The sequence below is a fragment of the Desulfosediminicola flagellatus genome, from assembly GCF_005116655.2.
Lineage (GTDB): Bacteria > Desulfobacterota > Desulfobulbia > Desulfobulbales > Desulfocapsaceae > Desulfopila > Desulfopila flagellata.
Genome location: NZ_CP050698.1, coordinates 1916798 through 1937223 on the forward strand (window position 1 = coordinate 1916798; position 20426 = coordinate 1937223).

General features: G+C 43.1%; 14 protein-coding genes, 2 tRNA genes and 1 riboswitch. Of the genes, 10 read left to right on the top strand and 6 right to left on the bottom strand.

The window, feature by feature from the left end; translation table 11 throughout:
* Positions 1 to 73: 73 nt before the first annotated feature.
* The 5 genes from FCL46_RS07975 (at position 74) to FCL46_RS07995 (ending at position 6310) form a co-directional block, all read left to right on the top strand.
* Positions 74 to 1693, top strand: coding sequence for a PP2C family protein-serine/threonine phosphatase (locus FCL46_RS07975; protein WP_136807169.1), 1620 nt, complete (start codon positions 74 to 76; stop codon positions 1691 to 1693).
* Positions 1694 to 1757: 64 nt separating this feature from the next.
* The gene (locus tag FCL46_RS28170) at positions 1758 to 2687 is read left to right on the top strand and encodes an AraC family transcriptional regulator (RefSeq protein ID WP_136807171.1); all 930 of its coding nucleotides are present in this window, start codon (positions 1758 to 1760) and stop codon (positions 2685 to 2687) included.
* A gap of 588 nt (positions 2688 to 3275) precedes the next feature.
* Positions 3276 to 4127 (top strand): isochorismatase family protein, encoded by an 852-nt coding sequence (locus FCL46_RS07985; RefSeq protein WP_136807173.1) that lies wholly within the window; start codon positions 3276 to 3278, stop codon positions 4125 to 4127.
* A 594-nt stretch (positions 4128 to 4721) separates the two neighbouring features.
* Positions 4722 to 4931, top strand: a complete 210-nt coding sequence (locus FCL46_RS28760; RefSeq protein ID WP_136807175.1) for an FmdB family zinc ribbon protein — start codon at positions 4722 to 4724, stop codon at positions 4929 to 4931.
* 695 nt (positions 4932 to 5626) lie between these two features.
* Positions 5627 to 6310 (top strand): substrate-binding periplasmic protein, encoded by a 684-nt coding sequence (locus FCL46_RS07995; protein WP_167505856.1) that lies wholly within the window; start codon positions 5627 to 5629, stop codon positions 6308 to 6310.
* Positions 6311 to 6490: 180 nt separating this feature from the next.
* Here FCL46_RS07995 and FCL46_RS08000 read toward each other — a convergent pair whose 3' ends face one another.
* Positions 6491 to 7267, bottom strand: coding sequence for an ADP-ribosylglycohydrolase family protein (locus FCL46_RS08000; protein ID WP_136807179.1), 777 nt, complete (start codon positions 7265 to 7267; stop codon positions 6491 to 6493).
* Positions 7268 to 7706: 439 nt separating this feature from the next.
* Between FCL46_RS08000 and FCL46_RS08005 the strand changes: the two genes are divergently transcribed.
* A complete protein-coding gene (locus FCL46_RS08005; protein ID WP_136807181.1) occupies positions 7707 to 8027 on the top strand; it encodes a DUF6763 family protein in 321 nt (106 codons plus the stop codon).
* A gap of 357 nt (positions 8028 to 8384) precedes the next feature.
* On the opposite strand, the gene FCL46_RS08010 is transcribed toward FCL46_RS08005, so the two are convergent.
* Positions 8385 to 8858, bottom strand: a complete 474-nt coding sequence (locus tag FCL46_RS08010; protein WP_136807183.1) for a universal stress protein — start codon at positions 8856 to 8858, stop codon at positions 8385 to 8387.
* Positions 8859 to 9731: 873 nt separating this feature from the next.
* Here FCL46_RS08010 and FCL46_RS08015 point away from each other — a divergent pair.
* Both FCL46_RS08015 and FCL46_RS08020 read left to right on the top strand, forming a co-directional pair.
* Positions 9732 to 11693: a RecQ family ATP-dependent DNA helicase gene (locus FCL46_RS08015; RefSeq protein ID WP_136807185.1), complete on the top strand. Its 1962-nt coding sequence runs from the start codon at positions 9732 to 9734 to the stop codon at positions 11691 to 11693.
* Between the two features lie 445 nt (positions 11694 to 12138).
* Entirely contained in the window at positions 12139 to 13089 is a 951-nt protein-coding gene (locus FCL46_RS08020; protein ID WP_136807187.1) for an alpha/beta hydrolase, read from the top strand.
* A 539-nt stretch (positions 13090 to 13628) separates the two neighbouring features.
* Here FCL46_RS08020 and FCL46_RS08025 read toward each other — a convergent pair.
* Positions 13629 to 14108, bottom strand: coding sequence for an Lcl domain-containing protein (locus FCL46_RS08025; protein ID WP_136807189.1), 480 nt, complete (start codon positions 14106 to 14108; stop codon positions 13629 to 13631).
* Positions 14109 to 14707: 599 nt separating this feature from the next.
* On the opposite strand from FCL46_RS08025, the gene FCL46_RS08030 reads away from it, so the two are divergent.
* Positions 14708 to 14792: transfer RNA gene (locus FCL46_RS08030), tRNA-Tyr, on the top strand.
* A 31-nt stretch (positions 14793 to 14823) separates the two neighbouring features.
* Positions 14824 to 14899, top strand: a tRNA-Thr gene (locus FCL46_RS08035).
* Between the two features lie 238 nt (positions 14900 to 15137).
* Here the strand turns inward: FCL46_RS08035 and FCL46_RS08040 are convergent.
* The 3 genes from FCL46_RS08040 to FCL46_RS08050 form a co-directional block, all read right to left on the bottom strand.
* Positions 15138 to 15752, bottom strand: coding sequence for a hypothetical protein (locus tag FCL46_RS08040; protein WP_136807191.1), 615 nt, complete (start codon positions 15750 to 15752; stop codon positions 15138 to 15140).
* Between the two features lie 89 nt (positions 15753 to 15841).
* The gene (locus tag FCL46_RS08045) at positions 15842 to 17866 is read right to left on the bottom strand and encodes a CocE/NonD family hydrolase (RefSeq protein ID WP_136807193.1); all 2025 of its coding nucleotides are present in this window, start codon (positions 17864 to 17866) and stop codon (positions 15842 to 15844) included.
* Positions 17863 to 19161: an ATP-grasp domain-containing protein gene (locus FCL46_RS08050; RefSeq protein WP_136807195.1), complete on the bottom strand. Its 1299-nt coding sequence runs from the start codon at positions 19159 to 19161 to the stop codon at positions 17863 to 17865. The genes FCL46_RS08045 and FCL46_RS08050 overlap by 4 nt, the downstream gene beginning before the upstream one ends.
* A 1015-nt stretch (positions 19162 to 20176) precedes the next feature.
* Positions 20177 to 20250, top strand: a riboswitch (cyclic di-GMP riboswitch).
* Positions 20251 to 20426 lie beyond the last annotated feature (176 nt).

The following is a 20426-nucleotide window of genomic DNA, read 5'->3' on the forward strand; positions in this document are numbered from 1 at the left end:
CGATACCCAGGCTTTTTGTCTGTTGTACGGATTTGAGTAGATACCACTAGAGAGGAAGGACCGTTTAAATTCTATGAAAAGAATACACTTCATACTGGAGATCTTTCGCTTCAGCAAGCTCTCGCTGTCAAGCAGGATTACACTCTATTTCGCAGTTTTCGGCCTGCTGATTTTTTATTTTACTTCTATTGCATGGATTTTCTTATCACAAAAAAACCTTGCGGATTCAATTACCCGTATTGTTCGAACGGAGATTTCGGAAATAAATATCCAAGAATCTGGTGATGTGTGGTGGAATTTGATCGACAAAAAACATCATGAACTGAGAGCCCTGTCACGGACATTGGCAAATCTCACCTCGGGTGCTCACACTATTCTGGATACCTCGATCTATGGACGTGCTGCCAATAATGCGCCCTGGCAGAGATTACATCTCGACAGTGATGATATTGTGCGAGTGATTCCTATCGACCAGGCAAAGGTTAAGGATCTTTCCTCCCATTATGAGAAACGACTTGTTGGCTCGGATTCGAATTTGTTCTTGAGCTCCCACAAAATCGCCTTGTTTATCAACATAACTTCTCCGTCAGACAGGGGAGAATACTTCTATAAAGTGACTATAGATAAGCAGGGCATCTCATGTCTCTTGAGGAATGGGGTTCTAGATTTCATTTTAATCTCGTTGGGAGCATTGACCGTTTTCCGAATAGTCGCACATATTTTTGCCGGCAGGCTTGTCAAGCCTGTAGAGCAACTTTCCCGGGCTGCCACCAGAGTGGCAGAAGGTGATTTCAACTTCCAGGTTCCTCCGGTAGGTGATTCTGAAGTAGGAGAACTCAGGAAAAATTTCAATAAAATGATCATCGGCCTAAGAGATATACAACGAATGAGGCAATTAGAGGTTGATGTTGAAAGGGCCCGGGAGTTTCAACAGAATTTCTTACCCAGGGAAATTCCAAACCTTGCGAACTGGGATATTGCTACCTGTTTTGATCCTGCCAAGAAAGTGTCCGGAGATTTCTACGATCTATTTGAGCTGCCGGGGAAAAGGTTGGGACTTGTCATAGCAGATGTGGCAGACAAAGGTGTTGGACCGGGGCTCTATATGGCTCTTATTCGCAGTCTGATACGGGTGTATTCCGAACAATCCTTTGAAGCTGAGGCAGGAGATGTTCTTCCCTTCGAGTATCGTGCCTCTGGAAACAAATCTTTAGAAAGGCAAAGCACAGAGCAAAGGGTTGTGCAAATGACAAACGAGTATTTTGCACGTCACCACGGACAAGAGGGAATGTTTGCTACACTGTTTTTCGGCGTACTGGAAGTAGAAAGCGGCAATCTCGTCTATATAAATGGAGGGCATGAGCCACTTTACATAATCGGCAAGAACGGTATTAAGCAGGAACTTGCTCCAACAGGGCCTGCCGTGGGAGTGATGCCCGATATTAACTATAAAGCCGGTAAACTCCAACTAGCCCCTGGTGACACACTTCTCGGCTTTACAGATGGAGTTACAGAAGCCATGAATTCAAAAAATGAGCTGTTTAGCCGATCACGCGTGCAAGAAATCCTTGGTCAGCCCATTAACTCCTCAAGAGAGTTGCTTGATAAAATCAGGCAGCAGGTATTCTCTTTTGAAGGAAACACCACACGTTCGGATGATTTGACCATGTTAGCGATTCAGCGTTTGATATGACAATGGTTTGAAAATGTTTATGCTATCAAATATTATCAGCCCAATTGCAAAATAGGTGAAGCCAATGAAAGAAACAATTGAAAACAAGAGTATAAAAAAGACATTGGTCTCATTGGGAAAAAGTATCGCTAAGTGGACCAATGGAGTCGAACGCATTGAAACTCAGGTTCCTGGTCTGGCTCTGTTTAAAAGATATGAACCAACCGAGCCCATGGCCGGCATGTATGAACCAGGAATTTGTATAATAGCCCAGGGCGAAAAGCGTGTATTACTGGGTAATGAGACATACGTGTATAATGCGAATCATTATCTGATTACTGCCGTCCATTTGCCAACACTTGCGGAAGTTACTTCGGCCAGTCGGGATAAACCGTATATCGGACTTCGGTTGAAATTCAACCTCCATGAGCTTTCACAACTGATGTCGGACAGCCAGCTACCTCCGCCACGTGTTCAACAGTCACCACGGGGAATAGCAACCGGTAAGATCACTTTGCCGCTGCTTTCATGCTTTAAACGGCTGCTCGACCTCCTGGAAGAAGAAGAGGATATCCCAATCCTTTTCCCTGTTATCATGCGCGAGATTTGCTATCGTCTTCTCACGGGGGAACAAGGGAGACGTTTGCGCCAGATATCTGCCATATTCGGTCAGGGGCGTCAGATAGCACAGGTTATTGATTGGTTGAAAGACAATTATACTGAACCGATTAAGATCGATGATCTCGCAAAGCAGGTCAATATGAGCACTTCGACCTTTCACCATCACTTTAAATCGCTTACAGCGATGACCCCATTGCAGTTTCAGAAAAATCTGAGATTAAATGAGGCGCGAAGGCTGATGCTTTCAGAACCGACAGATGCGGCTACTGCTGCCTTCCTGGTCGGCTATGAAAGTCCATCTCAATTCAATCGTGAATATAGCCGGTTGTTTGGTGCCCCACCATTACGTGATATCAAAAAATTGAGGGAGATACCTATTGAAGGAAGTAGATGATGTGCTTTGACGACCTGATACGGTCTGAAAACACCGAAAATTAACCTGGCACTTCGAATCTCAATATTTCTTCAGTATAATCTGCACTAACCTTGTTACCGTTCAGGGAAATCCGTTTTCTTTCGAAAACCTAACACAAAACTAACGACCTTCGGCTTGACCTTATCCATGAGAGTTTACTAAGGCACACAAGATCAATTTGGCTGTAACTACCATTGGCAACGTTAATCATTTAAGTAAATTGGCATCCTGTAAATCTTCAGTCTAAGATACTTCCTGAACAAATTTGCCTGTAATGCTCAGTGCCTATACATAACAGAGTCTTTTCAGCATGAAACCACAATTCAACCTGACATTAACCCCTAATTAGAGCAGTACAAAGGCTAGATGAAGGTGTTTTTAGTTGATTCTTTTCATAATATTACAAGTGGTTACAAATATCCCTCTTTAGTTAAATTCTTGACAGCGTGTCCACCACCAGATAGCGTAAAGAAGCTTTTGAAGTGGTAAAATGCCACCCTAACATTCTGTTTGATTGCCGAGATGGCGATTATCTATGGAATTACTTTACTTGAGAGGGACTAGATCATGAATAACATTGACGATAAGATTCGGACACTTGAAGAAGCACTTCTGGAACCACGTAAGCATCGCGACATGGATCTGGCACTAAAGCCGATGGACAACTACAAATGCACTCCCGGTGGTCCGAATAAACAACCACTGAGTTTTTCGGCCTCCTGGAATCTTAAAGATCGACCGCGCAGAATTGCACTGCTCCTTGATGATTGTCAGGAAGAGTATCGACCGTATGCAGTAGGTATTCTTCCGAACCTCACAAAACTGGTGGATACCTTTCGAACAGTTCAATCAGAAAGTGACGGAGTTTGCATTATGTGGAGTGCCTGGTCCCGCACTTTTGATGACGGTATCAGTAACGCGATGGATCGATGGTATGGACCCAAAGGCTTGCGTCCGGAAGATCCTGAAAATGCAGTGTATATTTTCAACGGCTTGCCAGGTCTAAAGCCCCTGTCGGATATTGCTCCAACAGAAAAGGAAGTTGCTGACGGCTGGTTCTACCATGGAAAGCATCTGGATATGTTCTGGAATTTCGATGAAAACGGCAACTCTTATCTTGATGAAAAACTGAAAGCAAACGGCATCGATACTATCGTAATTATAGGTCTTTGGACAGATGAATGTATTCTCAGCACGGCCTACGCAGGTAATTCACGCGGTTATGATGTCGTGGTGGTTAGTGACGCAGTCGCAACGGCGACAGCAAATCACGAGATCGCGTTAAAGGTCGCGGGTAGTACTGTCGCCAATGTCTTGCAATCTAAAGAAGTTATTCAATATATGAAGAACGATTTTGTCACAGGGGAGCAGGGAGCAGTAAAAGGCACAAGCCATCCCGATGGTCGAAAAGAAGGCTGACGCGAGCTTTTCACCTATAAGAGAATTCAGGAGGGACATGAGGGGGCAAGAAATTAAGAGGGCATGTCTACTTTATTCTTATTGCAAGATGTTTCCTGAGCATCGAAAAAAAATAATGTTCAGGGAAGTATATCGTATATGAGTCAAGCAAAGATCTTACCCCATTACTTCTGCTCATGCATCTCATCTCAAGGTGGTGAAAATCTGCGAAAGAGGGTGACACAGGTGCAGCTATAGTTGTATCTGTGCTATGGCTTGGAACTGCTGAACCCGAATGACGTACTTTCTCTTCGAGAAGCATTGAGCATGGAGATAGATAATCGTCAACTAGTGCTCTGTAAATCTTTAAATGTCGCAAAGACTGTTCCGCAATTTTAGTGCACTGCGAGGCACGAATGAAGGAGCATAGCAGCGATATGTGACTGAGTGAGAAACGAAGTCAGTGTGCTAAAAGGGCGAACAGGATCCGATAGGTAAAGGTTTACAGAGCACTAGGTTTTGATTGATATTCTTGTGTCTATAGGGATTATAACTCATGAAGATTGAAGAGATTCGACGGGTGACGCCGAAAGTGACTTATTAAAGGAAAGCAGGATGCCCATTTACAAAATTATTTGCAAATCATGTGGAAAGGTCTTTGACAAGATCCTTCCTTCTTCAGACTTGTCCTCTATCACCTGTAGTGCGTGTGGTAGCCCAGAAATAAAAAGAGTCTTTTCTGAGGTCAGCAGTACGAGTAAAGGAGCAACCACTATTCCCGCGGGTGCACTTTCTGGTAGTTCCTGCAAGTCTGGCTTTTCCTGAAGATGACAATATGAGCCCAGGTTGGGTTCACAGGCTAAGTTTTAATAATCTTCAATCCATAAGGCTGAAATCATGCAATCTACTGGCATGCAATTGCAGCCATGAGGAAAAGAGTTGATCTCAGTTGGTCGGCTTATGGATATGGACAAGGAAGAGTAGGAGCAGCTGTTGAAGATGATGATTGATTTGAGGTTTTAATAATTTTGCATAATAAGTGCATGCCAACGTTTTTTTGGGAAAACACTCTCATTGAGACCCTTAACTCCGCGTAGTAATTTTTAGTAAACCCTACAGAATATAAAGCGCGAATCTCAGATATATAGAGATGATGCTCAGGAAGAACTGAACCGCTACGCGAAATGGTAACAGACATCCCACCTAACATTCCATTTGCGCTTTCGTTGCTGACTAGCTAAAATTTTTTATAGATCGGATGTAGTTAAGTTCAGGGAAAAAAGCGACTTCATTGTCAATAAAGCGGGTTATCCAACAGATCAACCCGATAACACAACTGGATCTTTTTCCAAATAATCCGAAAAATTTACACCGATAATCGAGAAAACTCGTTATCAATGAAAATTTGTCCGTTAGCTCGGTCATTAGAAGGAAAGGCAATGCCAAGGTCAAAGTCATCTAAGAATATTTTATTTCGGGCTTTAGTGTTCTTTTTTCTTGTTGGCAACTCTTTGGGAGTTATGGCTGAAGAGTTTATCATTGGAACAGACCCCTGGCCCCCGTTTACTATAGTGGATAGCGGTACGTTCTCAGGTATTGATATTGACATAGCGAAGGAGATTGAGAAACGACTTCCGGATGTTACATTTACATTTAGGGAGATTCCCTGGATCAGGGCGCTTCACTATATGGAGACTGGCGAAATCGATATAATTACAGGCTTAGCGAAACGGGAAGACAGAGAAAAGTATATTCTTTACACATCTCCCCCCTACTACTCGAAATGCTCTACCCGGTTTTATGTAAAAAAAGGTAGCAGTATTACTATTCGTAAATATGACGATTTGTATCGTTTTAAAGTTGGGTATGTTGCAAATTCGGCGTATTTCAACAAGTTTGACACTGATGAAAAGCTCAAAAAACACAGTGTAACGCATGAAAAACAACTTCTTGATATGTTAATATCAGACCGATTCGATGTAATTATAGGTACAAACTGTCAGGTTGATTACCACATTAGCCTACAGGGATTACAAGGAGAAATTGAAGAAGTCGAATATGGACCGAACAATAGTGTTGATTTATATTTTGGCTTATCCAAAAAATCCCGTATTACAGAACTGCTGCCAGAATTAAATAAAATAATTCATGAGCTTAAGGAGAAAGGGATAATACAGCAAATAGCAGATAAATATTTTAACTGATGGTTTCTTGCAAAATTAACCGCTTAAAGCTGGTTCATAACTAAAGAAACCCCGAAATTTTGTCAAAATCTATTTAAATACGCTTATTGGATACTAAATCGATTCAAATATTTCACACATAGAGAAATCATTTTTTCAATTGGCAGGCAGATATAACTGTGTCAGGTGAACCCGCACTTCTCAGTTTTGCACAATGTACTTCTTACAGAATGCATCGGTTATATTCAGCAGATCAGGAGGCAAAATAACTCTCACTCTGGTAAGAATACTTTTGGGAATGTTACGGTAAAACGCCTGGGCAATCCCGCCTGTTATGCACCCCAGGGTGTCGCTGTCCCCGCCAAGTGAGATTGCATTTCGCACCGCATCCTCATACGAGTTAGAATCAAGGAATGCTATTATCGCCTCCGGCACGGTCCCCTGGCAGGAGATATCAAACCGGTAATGAGGTCGGATTTTCTCCACGGTACGGTTAAGATCGTAGCCGAAGCGGTTAGCAATTTCCTTTTTCAGCTCTCCCTTGCTGGCTCCTGTTTTGGCAAGATATATAGCCAGCGCGGTAGCCTGAGCGCCTTTGATACCTTCCGGGTGATTATGGGTGATGCATGCACTTCTTTCTGCTTCTGCCAGCACTTCATCTATAGTATTGAAACTAAACCCTACAGGGCTGACTCGCATGGCCGCCCCATTACCCCAGCTGTTATAGGGGTGCGGCTGCTCCGAGTAGAGCCATCTATAAAATGATCCGCCGTAGCCGGCATCAGGATAACGTCTACCTATTTCGCGCAAAGAGTGCAGGTAGGAAGAACCGGTCAAAATTGCATCTGCCACAGCAACTGTCAAAACCGAGTCGTCGGTAAATCTGCAAAGCTGATGGAACAGCGGAAAGTCCTTGGTCTTGATGGGGCTGTGTTCATAAACTGAGCCGATAATGTCTCCGGCAATTGCACCAATCATCTCATTTGATCCTTAAAAAAATTAGTTCCCCTTTAAGCATTGTATCAATTTTGATGATCTCGCAAAAAGTATATTCCTCTTGTGAGATGAATTTTGAAAATGCTTGATATACGAGGCGTAGTGTTTGAAGCAGCGATTTGGTGATATATTGTATAGCTAATCACTGTTTCAGATCTCTAACGAAAAAGATCTGGTTTTTTGCGAGTCCATCAACTTTTGAAGCAAATATTTCCTGTGGAGATAGTTTCTGGATAAAAGTCATTGGTTCAACTATGCTTGTATTATACTCCTCATTATTATTGAATGACTCTTTCGGAGCAAGTTGCTACACCGTCAACTACCGGAATGGCTGACTTTCTGCCTGATTCGGTGACGGGCTGTTTCCACACTTGCAGGTTGCACCATCATTAGATCTTTACCATCAAAATGAGGTATGACTATGGATACAAAAGCGGATCCAATCATTGACAACTGGTATTGTCATCTCGACAAAGGGCAGCGTTTCTTTGTGGTTGCAATAGACGAAGATACCCAGACAATTGAAGTGCAGCACTTTGACGGTAATATCGAGGAATTTGACCTTGCGACCTGGTACAAACTAGATATCGACCGATGCGAACCACCTGAAAACTGGTCGGGAGCATTGGATATAGATGATGTGGATGATTTCGGTACTGAAATAACCGATACCAAGCCGGCAGATTGGGACGCACCTTTCAATGAATTTGAGACATGGAAGGATAAGCCACCGGAAGAGTGAGCGCACCTGAATCGGTTACGTGAACATGTAGTCCAGATGATGATACTGTATTGTAAGAAAAAAAATCTTCACTCAGGATCTGAAAGATTGTGAGTGCCATGATCTAAATGAAATTTCACGGAATCGGGCATAAGTCCTAATATCAATCTCTCTGCAAGGAACGATGAGTCAAAGCCGTTGAGAAGGTTCTGTCCACGTTTTGATGAACAGTAGTTATGTTGCGGGATTATTATCTAATGGGTTTATCCCGGCAATCTCAACCTATGCCTTCAGGACCGATATAAAAGTACTCCACATAACAAAATCCAGATCAACGAGGTAATATTAAGTCGGTCCATAATATTAGCATAATGGTCGCTAGGCCTTGCTCGCTCTCACCATTAATACAGGTACAGTGCCTCCTCGCATTACTTTGTCAGCAATACTTCCAAGAGCAAAACGGCTAATGCCACCTCTTCCATGCGTTGACATGGCAACCAAGTCGGCATTTACTTCTTCTTCGATCCTAATAATTTCATCAGCCGGATTTGTACTTACTGAAACTTTACATATGACGTTAAGGTTTTCATTCCGCAGATCGTCACTCACTTTTTTGAGATAGTCTGTTGCGCTATCTTTCATTTTGGCGAGTTCTTCCTCAGTATATGGAATCGAGACCACCTCTCCCCTTCCTTGTAAATTGAGACTGTGGCTGACTTCTGTAATGATATGGAGCAGGGTGATTGTAACCTTTTTCCCTGGGGCCATCCTGGAGATTAGTCCATCAACGTAGGAAAGAGCGCTTTCGCCTAATTTAGAGCCATCCAATGGTATAAGTATTCTCTCAGACATCTTTTGCCTCTTTTTTGTGTTAGGTTGTTTGGGGGGAGCAATCTGCACACATGATAGTTACTACACTTATCATGCGACAATATTTCAGCCAACCGGCAACATGAAACACGCCGTGAACCTATTAATCCGGTGACAATACAGAACGTGATCGCAACATCGTAAAAGATCTCTTTTTGTACTTTTTCAGGCAACCTGTCAGTTTGGTTTTATATCTATTAGTTCGTCGGTTCAATAGTGACAATCCGAGTGTCGATTATGAGTTCACTATGTCATATTATAACACTCAGATGGTGTGGGCTGCAAGGCGACCAACCAAGTAAGCTATGTTGCCAATATTAGATAGGGTTTTAAAATAAATTCGTTAAATAGAAATAGTGCATATTATTCCCAGAATGAAGCTTTCCATTCTTCTACTCCTCGCCAACGTAAACTTTCTTCTGATACGAAGTCAGGGGGCCGTCCATCTGCCACCTTTATAAGGTCAAAGACAATACCTGACAATCTTTTAAAGGAGGGTGGGTTTTGCCTTTTCTGAAGAGGGCGCTGATATCCATGATCTCAAAGTCAAGATATCTACATTGGAGTTTGGCCAAATTAATAGCCAACATATCTCTTATAAATCAGCACCACTCTTTAACCAAAAAATCATATGATTTAACAAAAAAAGGGGACAATCTCTTGACGCCCTTTCGATCTATTTATGGGTATATAAAAAAGAGCGCTAAGGAGATCTGTTTGGCTTCTGTTTTGAAAATATGATAATAATTTAATATCTTATCATGATTAATGTGATATGCTTTGTTGATTTCTGGAATGTTTCAATCAAGAATATGCTGGACCAATACAAAAAGAAAAAATAGAAATAATTACGTCATGGATATTCAACAAACTAAAGATCAAATAGACAAAACCGATATTTACCAAACGCTAAAAGATTATTTTGGATTTGATGCTTTTCGTTCTGGGCAGGAAGAAGTCATAACCACACTGCTAAATGGTGAGAGTTCCGCTGCCATCTTTCCCACTGGCTCTGGCAAAAGTCTTTGCTATCAATTGCCCGCCTTACTGTTGCCAGGGTTGACGCTTGTGGTTTCGCCATTAATTGCGCTTATGAAAGATCAAATTGACAGCTTAAAGAAACAGGGTATAGCTGCTGAGCGTCTTGACTCCAGCCTGGATGCTGAGAGCTACCGCAACGCAATTAACAACATTCGTACCGGGCAACTTAAAATTCTGTTTGTTGCTCCCGAGCGCATGTCTAACGAACGGTTCTTAAGTGTCATTAAAGGCCAACAACTCAGTTTGATGGCGGTGGATGAAGCGCATTGCATCTCTGCATGGGGACATAATTTTCGGCCTGATTACTTAAAACTTGCTCGTGCAGCAAAAGAACTTTGCGTGGAGCGAGTGCTTGCTCTAACAGCAACGGCGACTCCTAAAGTTTCGGCTGATATGGCTGAAGCATTTGATATAAAAAATCAAAATGTTATCAATACAGGATTCTATAGGCCGAACCTGGAAATGCGTGTTATTGCATGCAGCAATAGTGAAAGACCATCGCTGCTTATAAAAAGGTTGCGTAAAAGGCCACCTGGTTCAACAATTATATATGTAAGCTTGCAACGGGATGCAGAAACGACAGCTAAGAATCTTAAAGATAATGGATTTAATGCTCGAGCCTATCATGCTGGAATGTCTGCTGAAAAGCGTGCATCCGTACAAGATGGGTTCATGGATGGTTCGATAGAAATTATTTGTGCAACAATTGCATTTGGCATGGGGATAGATAAAGCCAACATACGCTATATTTACCACTATCATTTGCCGAAAGGATTTGAGAGCTATATGCAGGAAATCGGCAGGGCAGGGCGTGATGGAAAACCTGCTGTTTGCGAACTTTTCGCCTGTGCCGACGATTGCACAACACTTGAAAATTTTGTCTATGGTGACACACCTGATGCTGAAAGTATTGTTGACATCGTGAATGCCATATTAGATCAGGGTGGAGAAATTGACGTTTCTACTTACGAACTTTCACGTAAGCACGATATGCGCACACTTGTTGTTAACACCTTGCTGACTCGCTTGGAGCTTATGGAAATTATTCGCTCGGAAGGTTTTTATTATAGCAATATCCGCTTGGCCCCGGCTTTTAGCAATGATGAAATATTGTCACATTACAACGAAAACCAAGCTTCCTTTTTGCGTAAGATGTTTACCTGTTGCACCATGGCAAAAAAATGGGCCACACTGGATATTGATCAAGCAGTCATCACAACTGGCCATGACCGCCCAGTGATTCTCCGAGCTTTGGAGGATCTTGAAAATAAGGGTTTTGTTGAACTTCAACTGGGTGGGTACAGGCAGCGATTTAGAAGACTTATTGAAAATGTAAATCGTCAGGAAGTCTGTACTCATTTACAGACGACTTTTCTGGAGCATGAGCAGATGGAGATTCGCAGGATTCAAAACATGCTCGACTACGCACAACATGATGGTTGCTTAACGGGCTATCTTCTCAATTATTTTGGTGAAAAATTGGACAAATGCGGACATTGTGGCATATGCCTTGGCGACTCTCCTGCCAGAGTGAAGAAAAGAGTAAGTGAAGAGATTAAAAATCACAATATCGAAAAGTTGGCTGCATTGGTCAAAGAATATCCAAATGCTTTATCACAGCCCCGACAGCAGGCGCGTTTTCTATGTGGTCTGAACTCACCAGCAGTTTCAGCGACCAAATTTTTACGGGGCAATCCACTCTTTGGTAGCCTTGCACAAGTACCTTTTGCAAATGTTTTGCAATATTGCAAATCTACACTCAAACCTGTTGATTGAATTAGAACGAGATTAGCCATCAATACACTGTCCTTCGCAAATATTCGGAGAAAAGAAGGTTCAGGTTTTGAAATGAAACATTTTATTTCATCATTCTAGAGTAAAGATGGAGCCTGACAATCTGTATCTGTCGGCAAAGGAGTGCTTCCTGACCATCCCAGAGGTTGCTGGAGGAATCTTTAATCTGTTAGGTTGATTGTGGCTTGGTTCTGCCAGTGCCAATCTTACATCTGTGACCCACGGGTAATGCCCTGATATTTTGCAGGTTGCCTAACGTGTTGTAGTTGTATGTGACCTGGCGAAAATCATACTACCCAGTTTCTACGTAATCACTTGTCCATGTCATGTTTGTGGGGCAGAAGGGGCATTACGAAATAGGCAACGCAACCAGCATCATTCAATCACATACCGGACATTGATATGTGAGTAATTCAAAGGAGTCAAAATGAATACAAGAATGCTTGTGGTAACAAATCGTCGTCTGGAGGATAAAAATGCAAAAGATGAATCGATGTTTGGGGAAAAGACTAATAGAGAAGGTCCTGCAGAAGTAAGGCTTGCCTGGGCAGAGAAAAAAAATAGGAAATGGTATTTGTCCTTAATTGATGAGCCAAAGGACCTAACTGTTGATAGTGCCCCAAGTAGGTCTGCATTTAAGGAATTCAAAGCAATTTTACTTGAGTTTAAGAAGAATTGCGTGTTTTACGTTCATGGGTACAATAAGAATTTTAAAGAAAGTATTGATCAGGGATGGGAATTACAAAAACGTTATGGTGTTGGTGTGTTGGCATTTTCATGGGCGTCAAACCCTGGTGGAATTCCCCCTGTAGAATATAATAAAGCTAGGGCAATCGCAGGTGCCTCATCGCCTGCGCTTGATATGAGCTTTGAAAAACTTGCCAGATATATGAAAGAAGATCCGGATGAGGATTGTAGTATTTCTTTGAATCTCTTAACACACAGCCTTGGAAACTATGTGTTTCAACGCTTTGTGGAAAAACCCCTGTTTTCTGGTGAAACTCGAATATTTGATAATTTAATTTTGCACCAAGCTGATGTTGATAGTGAACGACATGAACTTTGGGTTAACAAACTTAGGTATGCTAGGCGTGTCTATGTAACAGTTAACGAAAATGACAAGATCCTTGATATATCCGATGTTGTAAACCCGGATCGTCTAGGAAACACCTCTACTGGACTTGAGTCCGACAGAGCAATATATTTTGATTTTACAGGTGGTCATAAAGTTAAGAAAACTCACCAACTCTTTGGAAAGTTGGCAGATAAGAACCCTGTAGTGAAGGACTTTTTTAGTAATGTGTTCAATGGTGAGGCGGGAGAATCAATATCAGGTATTCGATTCAATCCAAGCAAGAATGCTTACGATGTAAGTTAATACTATCAATAACATACATTTGAAAAGTAGAAAGCGTAACTCCTCCGTCGCAGTACTTTATGCTGCCAGTGATGTGAAGCGTTGCTCTCTGTTACTTCAACTCAGTGGCAGAGAGTATTGTCTTATCTTGAAGAGTTTATGTCATTGTTTCCCTTGGTAATCAAGAGCAAAGGACGATCTATACCATTGACAGAATTGGCGAAGGTAGGCACTCCTTACAGGAGAAAATAATCTCAAGGCCAAGATGTTTCCTGAGTATATGTAACAAATCAAACACCACCTGCGCAAACCCCGATGCTTTCTGCGGGGCCGACAGCAACTGCATCATCTGCTTCTAGTGAACTTCATTACTTTCCAGAATGGCATCGTCAACCGCTTTCGGGAAATCGCCGGGCATGGCCTGTTCTTGTGTTATTGGCGACCTGCGGAAAGGAAAGGGGGCAGGCAAGGCCCCGTTTTTACTTTATGGGGGCCATGCCTGTCTGTGTTCCTGGAAAGAGCAAGAAGTATATGATGATCGAAATGGTTTATACCTTCACTTACGGCCGAACAGCCCTTACAGATCCTTCACCAGATGAAGTCCAACGTAATTCGGGGCCATCACAAAGAACATTACTTTCCCAATGTCCAGGTTTATTTTTATTACTCTCTCTTACCCAATGAGCTCCACTGATAGCAATTGGACAATCCCCTTTATGCATTTGAACTAAATCAGTAAGACTAAGGCATTCTTCCCGAGTAGGTAAACGCCAATCATTGAAGCCTCCAAGGCTGAGTGATTCTGCGTACATATTGGCTTCTTTCCAGGTTGAGAATTTATCACTCTTGTCTACCTGCCAAATTAAACCAGATGGTAGTTGACGACATGTTCCGTCCATCATATTTTCAAGCGTGGCTTCTGGGTGATAATCACTGGTAGCTTGTGTTGATGTCGTTTGAGTACAGGATACTACGCTTGTGACTAAACCAACTCCTGCGAGGAAAAGAATAGAATAACGAAACATTGAGTCTCTATACATGGTAGACCTCCTAAAATTATAAATTCACATTTGTAAAAATGGTCAATATAATTAGCCGGATAGTACTCACACAGTACCCGATGAACGTAACTGTTAGTGGCTCTCCTCATTGTCTTAATATAGATTCAATTCAAGCGTATTTCAGTGTTTTTCCCCAACTACTAAAAACAAAATAGACACCCCAAAAGACCATTGCAATACCACTCAGTAGGACTGTGGTGAGATAAGCAAAAAATAGAATTACAGGAGTAGCTAACGTGGTTCAGATAACTGTTATTACAATATCAAATAGAGAAAATTTCTATTGTTCTATATTTTGCGACCAACTATAGATATCCTTTTCTGAAAATGCTTTAATATGTTGTTATTCTATATGTTATGAGTGAGCGGGGGCGTGTTTTGCTTTGATCATGCTGAAGGTGGTTCCTGACAATCACAAGCTCAGAGATACGCCTTCCTGCCCGACCTCCATTAGCCGGAACAAGAAAGGGGCAGATAACGGAATCTGTCTCTTTTTTATTTTTTGAAAGCTAAAAGCTTTACAAGGTAAATGAAAAAGAGTAGATAATGCCCTCTTTTTGATCAGCTATTCACATGAAGGAGGGGTTCCCGAGTGGCCAAAGGGAACAGACTGTAAATCTGTCGGCAACGCCTTCGGAGGTTCGAATCCTCCCCCCTCCACCATATCAATGCTGTCAGGATAAAGTCTTTTGGTGCCCACGTAGCTCAGTTGGTAGAGCGCATCCTTGGTAAGGATGAGGTCACCGGTTCAAATCCGGTCGTGGGCTCCATCGTTATCTGTGAAAAAATCCGACAAATCACTCGTTACCTTTCCCCGTCTGTCGTGAAGCCGCACTTCCCTCAATGTCTAACGATGCTTGGGAGTTATCTTTTCTATATATTCAGGATGAACTTCTAACCTGTAGTCTCATCTCGAGGAGTTCTTTTGGCCTATGCCAAAGCTAAGCTCCAGTATAGATGTATTCACCTGTGGAACTGTTGATGATGACCAAGAATACATGTCTCAGGCTATTTTTTCTTGCTCCATTTCAGCATTGGGTCGATCCATTCCCTATAAGGCCTGTAAATCAAGCCGTGCCCGACATCAAGACTGAGGACGATTTCTTCAAATTCTCCAAGGCCTTCAGATCGCTGAAAGTATAATGGAGGAGTAATTGACAGTTTATCGGACCGATCGTGGATCGAGAGAACATTCCCATACAACTTCAAGTTTTCATCTGTTAAACATTTTTCGAACAGGCCGGCCAGAAAGACGTAGTTTATCTTTCTTTCCTGCAGCATAGTGGAGACGTAAGCACTAATAATACCACCTTTTGAAGCACCAAGTATGGTGATGTTCTCCGGTAATACCTTGTTTGCCAAGAGCTTTTTAACCTGGGATGCAACCTTCTCGGCATATGGCTTAATTTGAGTCCCTTTTTCTCGTGCCTCACTTATCACAATAAAACCTTCCCGGGCCAACTCTTCAAGGATGAGTTGGTATTCATAAAATCCGTGTTCTTCACTCTGAGGACGGATTCCGGCCTCTTCGACGATAAGACCATGAAGATAAAAGAGATAGTGTTTTGTACTCTCTGGGTTGTCTGGTATGTGCTGAAAGATATTGTGAATCATTGCTTTCATCTACCACTCCTGTTCGGAAATGTTGATATTTTCTTCAAGCCTCCTGGCAAATATGAAGGTTTATATGAGATGCTGTGATATCCGGTAGGCTACACTAAATCTCGTTGGATCGTATAATCCCAGTTCTGGGAATATATTCTCTTATCGCCTTCATACGCATCGAGTTCTGCCCGAAGAAAAAAGTCACTGCTTGAAGATGTCAGGACTGTACGGGTGACTGTACGCACCGACCAGTTTCCCCTGCTGAACTCCCGCTCCCAAAGTGTTTCACCTTTTACAGAATCAAAATCGTCTCCCTGATAGGTGTACCACTCTTTTGCCAGGCGACTAATGGTGAGATCTATCTCCTTAATATATTGGCATCCAGCGTCACTTATCACTTCCAGTCGGGATATATCCGCAGCAAGATCACGGGTAACCTGCCAGTTATGATACTCAGGACGAACAATGTTCACCCTGACTGGCGGTGCTGCCTCAGCATGTTCGAATTTTCTTAAAGGTCCGTCGTTGACATGCGGATCACGCACCGGCAACAACAGACGGCTCTTACCGGTATACAGCATAACCGCGGTGGATTCGGGGGCAGGCCAGGCCATGGGCCAATACGATGTCGATATAGCAACCCGTATACGGTTGCCTGCAGGTATAACCTGAGCAACATAATTCAGTTTTATTTTGACTGTATACCTTTTTCCGGGCACGAGCGGTTCGGGATGTTCATGACTGTCACGATGGGTCAAATTCAGTAAACCGTATGTGAATCGAGTAGCTTTGTTATCCAGCCCGATGTCAGAGAGCCTTACGGCCAGCATCGCAACTGGCTTATCTGCATCTATTTCCAATTCAACTTCAGGTGCCCCAAAAATCTCCAGTGGTTCGGTTAGGGGCATACTGTCGTAAAATCTTGCACCACCATCTTCCAACCGCTGATCGTACGGCATATCGGGTGCTGAAGAATATGAGCACCACTTGCCGGCAAAGAGCCCAAGGCCTAAGGGAGATTGCAGTCGGCAGCATTCAGTTCCTGTCTCCTCACCGGGTTGTATGAGCAGCCGGCCTTCGCCTAGTAAATATTCTTTCTGCCGGATCCGCTCAGAGGGCCATGATAGTTCAGTAACCCAGCGTCCAGGACGACTGTCATATCTCGTTGTCGGTGGAACACTATCCTGCATCCAGACACGAAACATGGGCTCATCCATCACCCCTGTGTCGATATCTTTCAACCAGGTATCCCACCAGCGCACAGCTTCCTGCAAAAAGCCAATGGCTGGCCCCGGTTTGCCCAAATGCGGATACTTATGTCCCCAGGGGCCTATCAGCCCCTTGCGGGGAACATTAAGACCGGCTAGCAAGCGAAAAACAGCGTTTGAATACCCATCCGCCCAACCGCTAACTGCCATTACAGGGCACTGTATAGCATCAAAATCTTCGCAAACAGAACCGTGTTTCCAATAATCGTCCCGTCGTTGGTGTCGAAGCCATTTTTCAAGCCACAAACCGCTTTCTCGCAATCGTGCAAACCACATTTCCTTCCATTTTTTACCGACTATTTGGGGGTCAGGTGGGCAGGAATTATAGCCGAACATAGTGGATGCCCAGGAGAGATTATCCCCCAACAGACAACCACCCATATGGTGCACGTCATCAGCAAAGCGGTCATCCGTTGAGGACGCCGTAATGATAGCTCCCAGTTGCGGTGGCTGCATTGCTGCCAGCTGTAAACCGTTAAAGCCTCCCCAGGATATCCCCATGATACCGACTTTTCCATTACACCAGGGTTGCAGTTCAAGCCACTGGAGTACAGCAATACCGTCATCAAGTTCCTGCTGGAGATATTCATCTAACAAAACCCCTTCGGAATCACCGCTCCCCCGCAGATCGACACGTATTCCTGCATACCCGTGCCCAGCAAAATAGGTGTATATCTGAGTGTCGCGACTGCGCATGGAATCTCTTTTCCGATACGGGATATATTCAAAAATAACCGGCACAGGTTCGAAAATCGCACTTTCTGGCAACCACAGTCGAGCTGCCAGCCGCACACCATCCGGCATCGGAATCCAGACATTCTCCTGCTGTACTACCTTATGTGCAAACTCCCTAACTATTTTCATTCGCTACTCTCTATGCATTCAATGTTAAATGGAAGCATGGACAAGGCAATCTGGTAATTGAGCAATAATTCATTCTCACTTGCTGCTCCCATAAAGATGTCTGCGATTTCATAGCTGTAGCTGTCCTGATCGCGGAGGTCAGACAAGTGCATATCCTCCCTGACACTGATCACTACCTCCGTACCCGGAAAGGTCTGTTTCACCTTGGCAATGGCCTCCTGATTCGGTACACTTTTTACGTACCCATCCTCATAACGGCGCAGCATGAATTTAGCGGCTACCTCAAAGGGCCCCATTTTAAATGGGAAATCCGGTCTTCTTCCCAGGGCAATATCTATCATGACGGCGTGGTGATATTCCCCATCCACCATCTTAAACAGAGGGCAGTGTGACTTTGATATGCGGGTATTAATTTCGAGCAGGGATATAGTGTCTGCCTCCTCATCCCAGTAAAACTCAATATTGAATGGAGCATTATCATAACCGGTACAAATCAGCGTCTTTTGCGTTGCTTCTGTCATACGATCAATAACGTGCTGAGGTAAAGTCGAGGGATATTGATAACGTGTAAAACTGGTCTGCAACCGTCCCCCGCGGATGGAATCGATTGTGCCATAGACATGAACTTCACCAGCATAGACATATCCTTCAAGGGTACATTGACGCCCTTTTGATATTATCCCTTCGGCTATACAGTGGTATCCGTCAACTTCTCTGATTTCAGGAGGGAGATCGGCTCTGTTGAGGATAACATTAAATGGATCTGCATAGCGCTCGATATTCTCACGTATTACAGCAAGGCTGGCTTTGAACGCATCACGATTTTCGATGAGAAAACCTAAGTGAGAAAGAACTGATTTTACTGGCTTGAGCCAGAAAGGATAGGGTAGGTCACACTGTTCAATCACATTATCATCAAATGGATCGATCTTGGCGAATCGGGGAATATGCTCTGGAACAACCTGTGCCTGCAGTAGGCGGCTCCAGTATTTGTGCTCACATTTCAACACTGATTCAAGGGTCGGTCCTTCAAGACCTACATCCTTTCTGATGATAGGCAACACCGTACTTACCGGAAAATCCCAGAAACCAACGACGGCATCTACTTTTCCTTCAAAAGATATCAGTGCCTGATGAGCAAATTCGAGGAACTCACGAATCGGAAGGGTTTCGCCACATTTAATTTCTTCATAAGACATAAGTGGGTGGAACTGATATCTCTCGGAATGCCGTAATGACGTGAGCTGCCGCAGATGAAACTCATCCAGACCCGCAACAAAGATGTTTTTTGCCATGATATTCCCCCTCGTGAAGCGAACCGCTTAGGACAAACTGTTCTTGTGAGAATTCTGCAGACAATAAAGAATCATTATAGACTTGAAAAGTATTACCAAAAAACGGCTTGGAGTATTTGTAGTTAATACTCCTTCAGAAATGAAATTTTTCCTTCTAAATCGGGACACTCACCGCTAATTCTGCAACAGACATATATTTGCTATCAGAGTCTGGATTTACCTCTGAGGATATACTTAATCGAACGACGAAAAGTTAAGGTAAAAAGGCCGTTTCTGTATAGGCACCAGAAACGTATTCGAAAGGTCATTCACGAATAGACTCCACGTAAAAGAATATCAAAATAGGCCTAGAGAAACAAGGGGTCGTGAAAACGAGATGTTGTGGCTGATGAGATACAAATTTTTCTTCGTCCAAATTCAACGTATATCGACTACATCTGAACCTTTGTTATTCATCAATTATTAAATATGTACCAAACAATAGATGACGTTCATGTAATAATAGTGTGGCATTTAGATGCTTGCAGTTGTGCAGTTGGTGCCTGTTGTTTGTTATTGCAATTGGGTCTGGATTGAAGAAGTTTCATGAATTTGGCTGCCACGGTGATTGTGAATTGTTTTACTTTAGATGGTCGCCGAGAAAGTAAATTGCTCTAAAAGAATCCATCAGCTCAGGGGGGGGACACGTAAGAGATAATTCCTGAGCATCCATTTTTTCGATGTTCAGGACAATCTTTACCATAGGAAAGACCGACGTCAGCTTGATCCGGATGATTGATTCGAAAGTAGTATCAGTAATTCCGCTGGCCGGGAATGGAGCAACTTTTCAGCAGAGTTTATAGTTGCAGGAACGGTGTGGCACCGTCAGAGGGGCTGTAAGAATGTCAACTTGCAGCTTTCCTCGACCAGTTAAAACTTCCAATGGACTCCTTTCGGGTACTCCACCCATATGCCAACAATGTCGTATTGACAGGATGTGTTCTCCTAACATATAATTTATGCATGTATTGAGAAAATAAGATAAAGCCAAACCTGCCGCAAGCCAGGGTCGGAAAACCACGGGTCAAGAAAGATAGCCGGGTTGCCTTTTTGATAGGCAACCCGGCTATTTTTGTAAGGGGAAGCTGTAATGTGTTGAGTGCCATAGGATTTCTAACAGCAAGAGAACATGGGGGGCACTTAGAACAAGGGAGGGGCTATGGTCAAAAAATAATTAGGGATGTGCGATATTATGTTTCTTTATAATAGAGTGCAGAGGTCAAATT

Bases quoted from the DNA above. Each gene is read 5' to 3' on its own strand.
- FCL46_RS07975 (WP_136807169.1), top strand. From the start codon at position 74: ATGAAAAGAATACACTTCATACTGGAGATCTTTCGCTTCAGCAAGCTC.
- FCL46_RS28170 (WP_136807171.1), top strand. From the start codon at position 1,758: ATGAAAGAAACAATTGAAAACAAGAGTATAAAAAAGACATTGGTCTCA.
- FCL46_RS07985 (WP_136807173.1), top strand. From the start codon at position 3,276: ATGAATAACATTGACGATAAGATTCGGACACTTGAAGAAGCACTTCTG.
- FCL46_RS28760 (WP_136807175.1), top strand. From the start codon at position 4,722: ATGCCCATTTACAAAATTATTTGCAAATCATGTGGAAAGGTCTTTGAC.
- FCL46_RS07995 (WP_167505856.1), top strand. From the start codon at position 5,627: ATGGCTGAAGAGTTTATCATTGGAACAGACCCCTGGCCCCCGTTTACT.
- FCL46_RS08000 (WP_136807179.1), bottom strand. From the start codon at position 7,267: ATGATTGGTGCAATTGCCGGAGACATTATCGGCTCAGTTTATGAACAC.
- FCL46_RS08005 (WP_136807181.1), top strand. From the start codon at position 7,707: ATGGATACAAAAGCGGATCCAATCATTGACAACTGGTATTGTCATCTC.
- FCL46_RS08010 (WP_136807183.1), bottom strand. From the start codon at position 8,858: ATGTCTGAGAGAATACTTATACCATTGGATGGCTCTAAATTAGGCGAA.
- FCL46_RS08015 (WP_136807185.1), top strand. From the start codon at position 9,732: ATGGATATTCAACAAACTAAAGATCAAATAGACAAAACCGATATTTAC.
- FCL46_RS08020 (WP_136807187.1), top strand. From the start codon at position 12,139: ATGAATACAAGAATGCTTGTGGTAACAAATCGTCGTCTGGAGGATAAA.
- FCL46_RS08025 (WP_136807189.1), bottom strand. From the start codon at position 14,108: ATGTATAGAGACTCAATGTTTCGTTATTCTATTCTTTTCCTCGCAGGA.
- FCL46_RS08040 (WP_136807191.1), bottom strand. From the start codon at position 15,752: ATGAAAGCAATGATTCACAATATCTTTCAGCACATACCAGACAACCCA.
- FCL46_RS08045 (WP_136807193.1), bottom strand. From the start codon at position 17,866: ATGAAAATAGTTAGGGAGTTTGCACATAAGGTAGTACAGCAGGAGAAT.
- FCL46_RS08050 (WP_136807195.1), bottom strand. From the start codon at position 19,161: ATGGCAAAAAACATCTTTGTTGCGGGTCTGGATGAGTTTCATCTGCGG.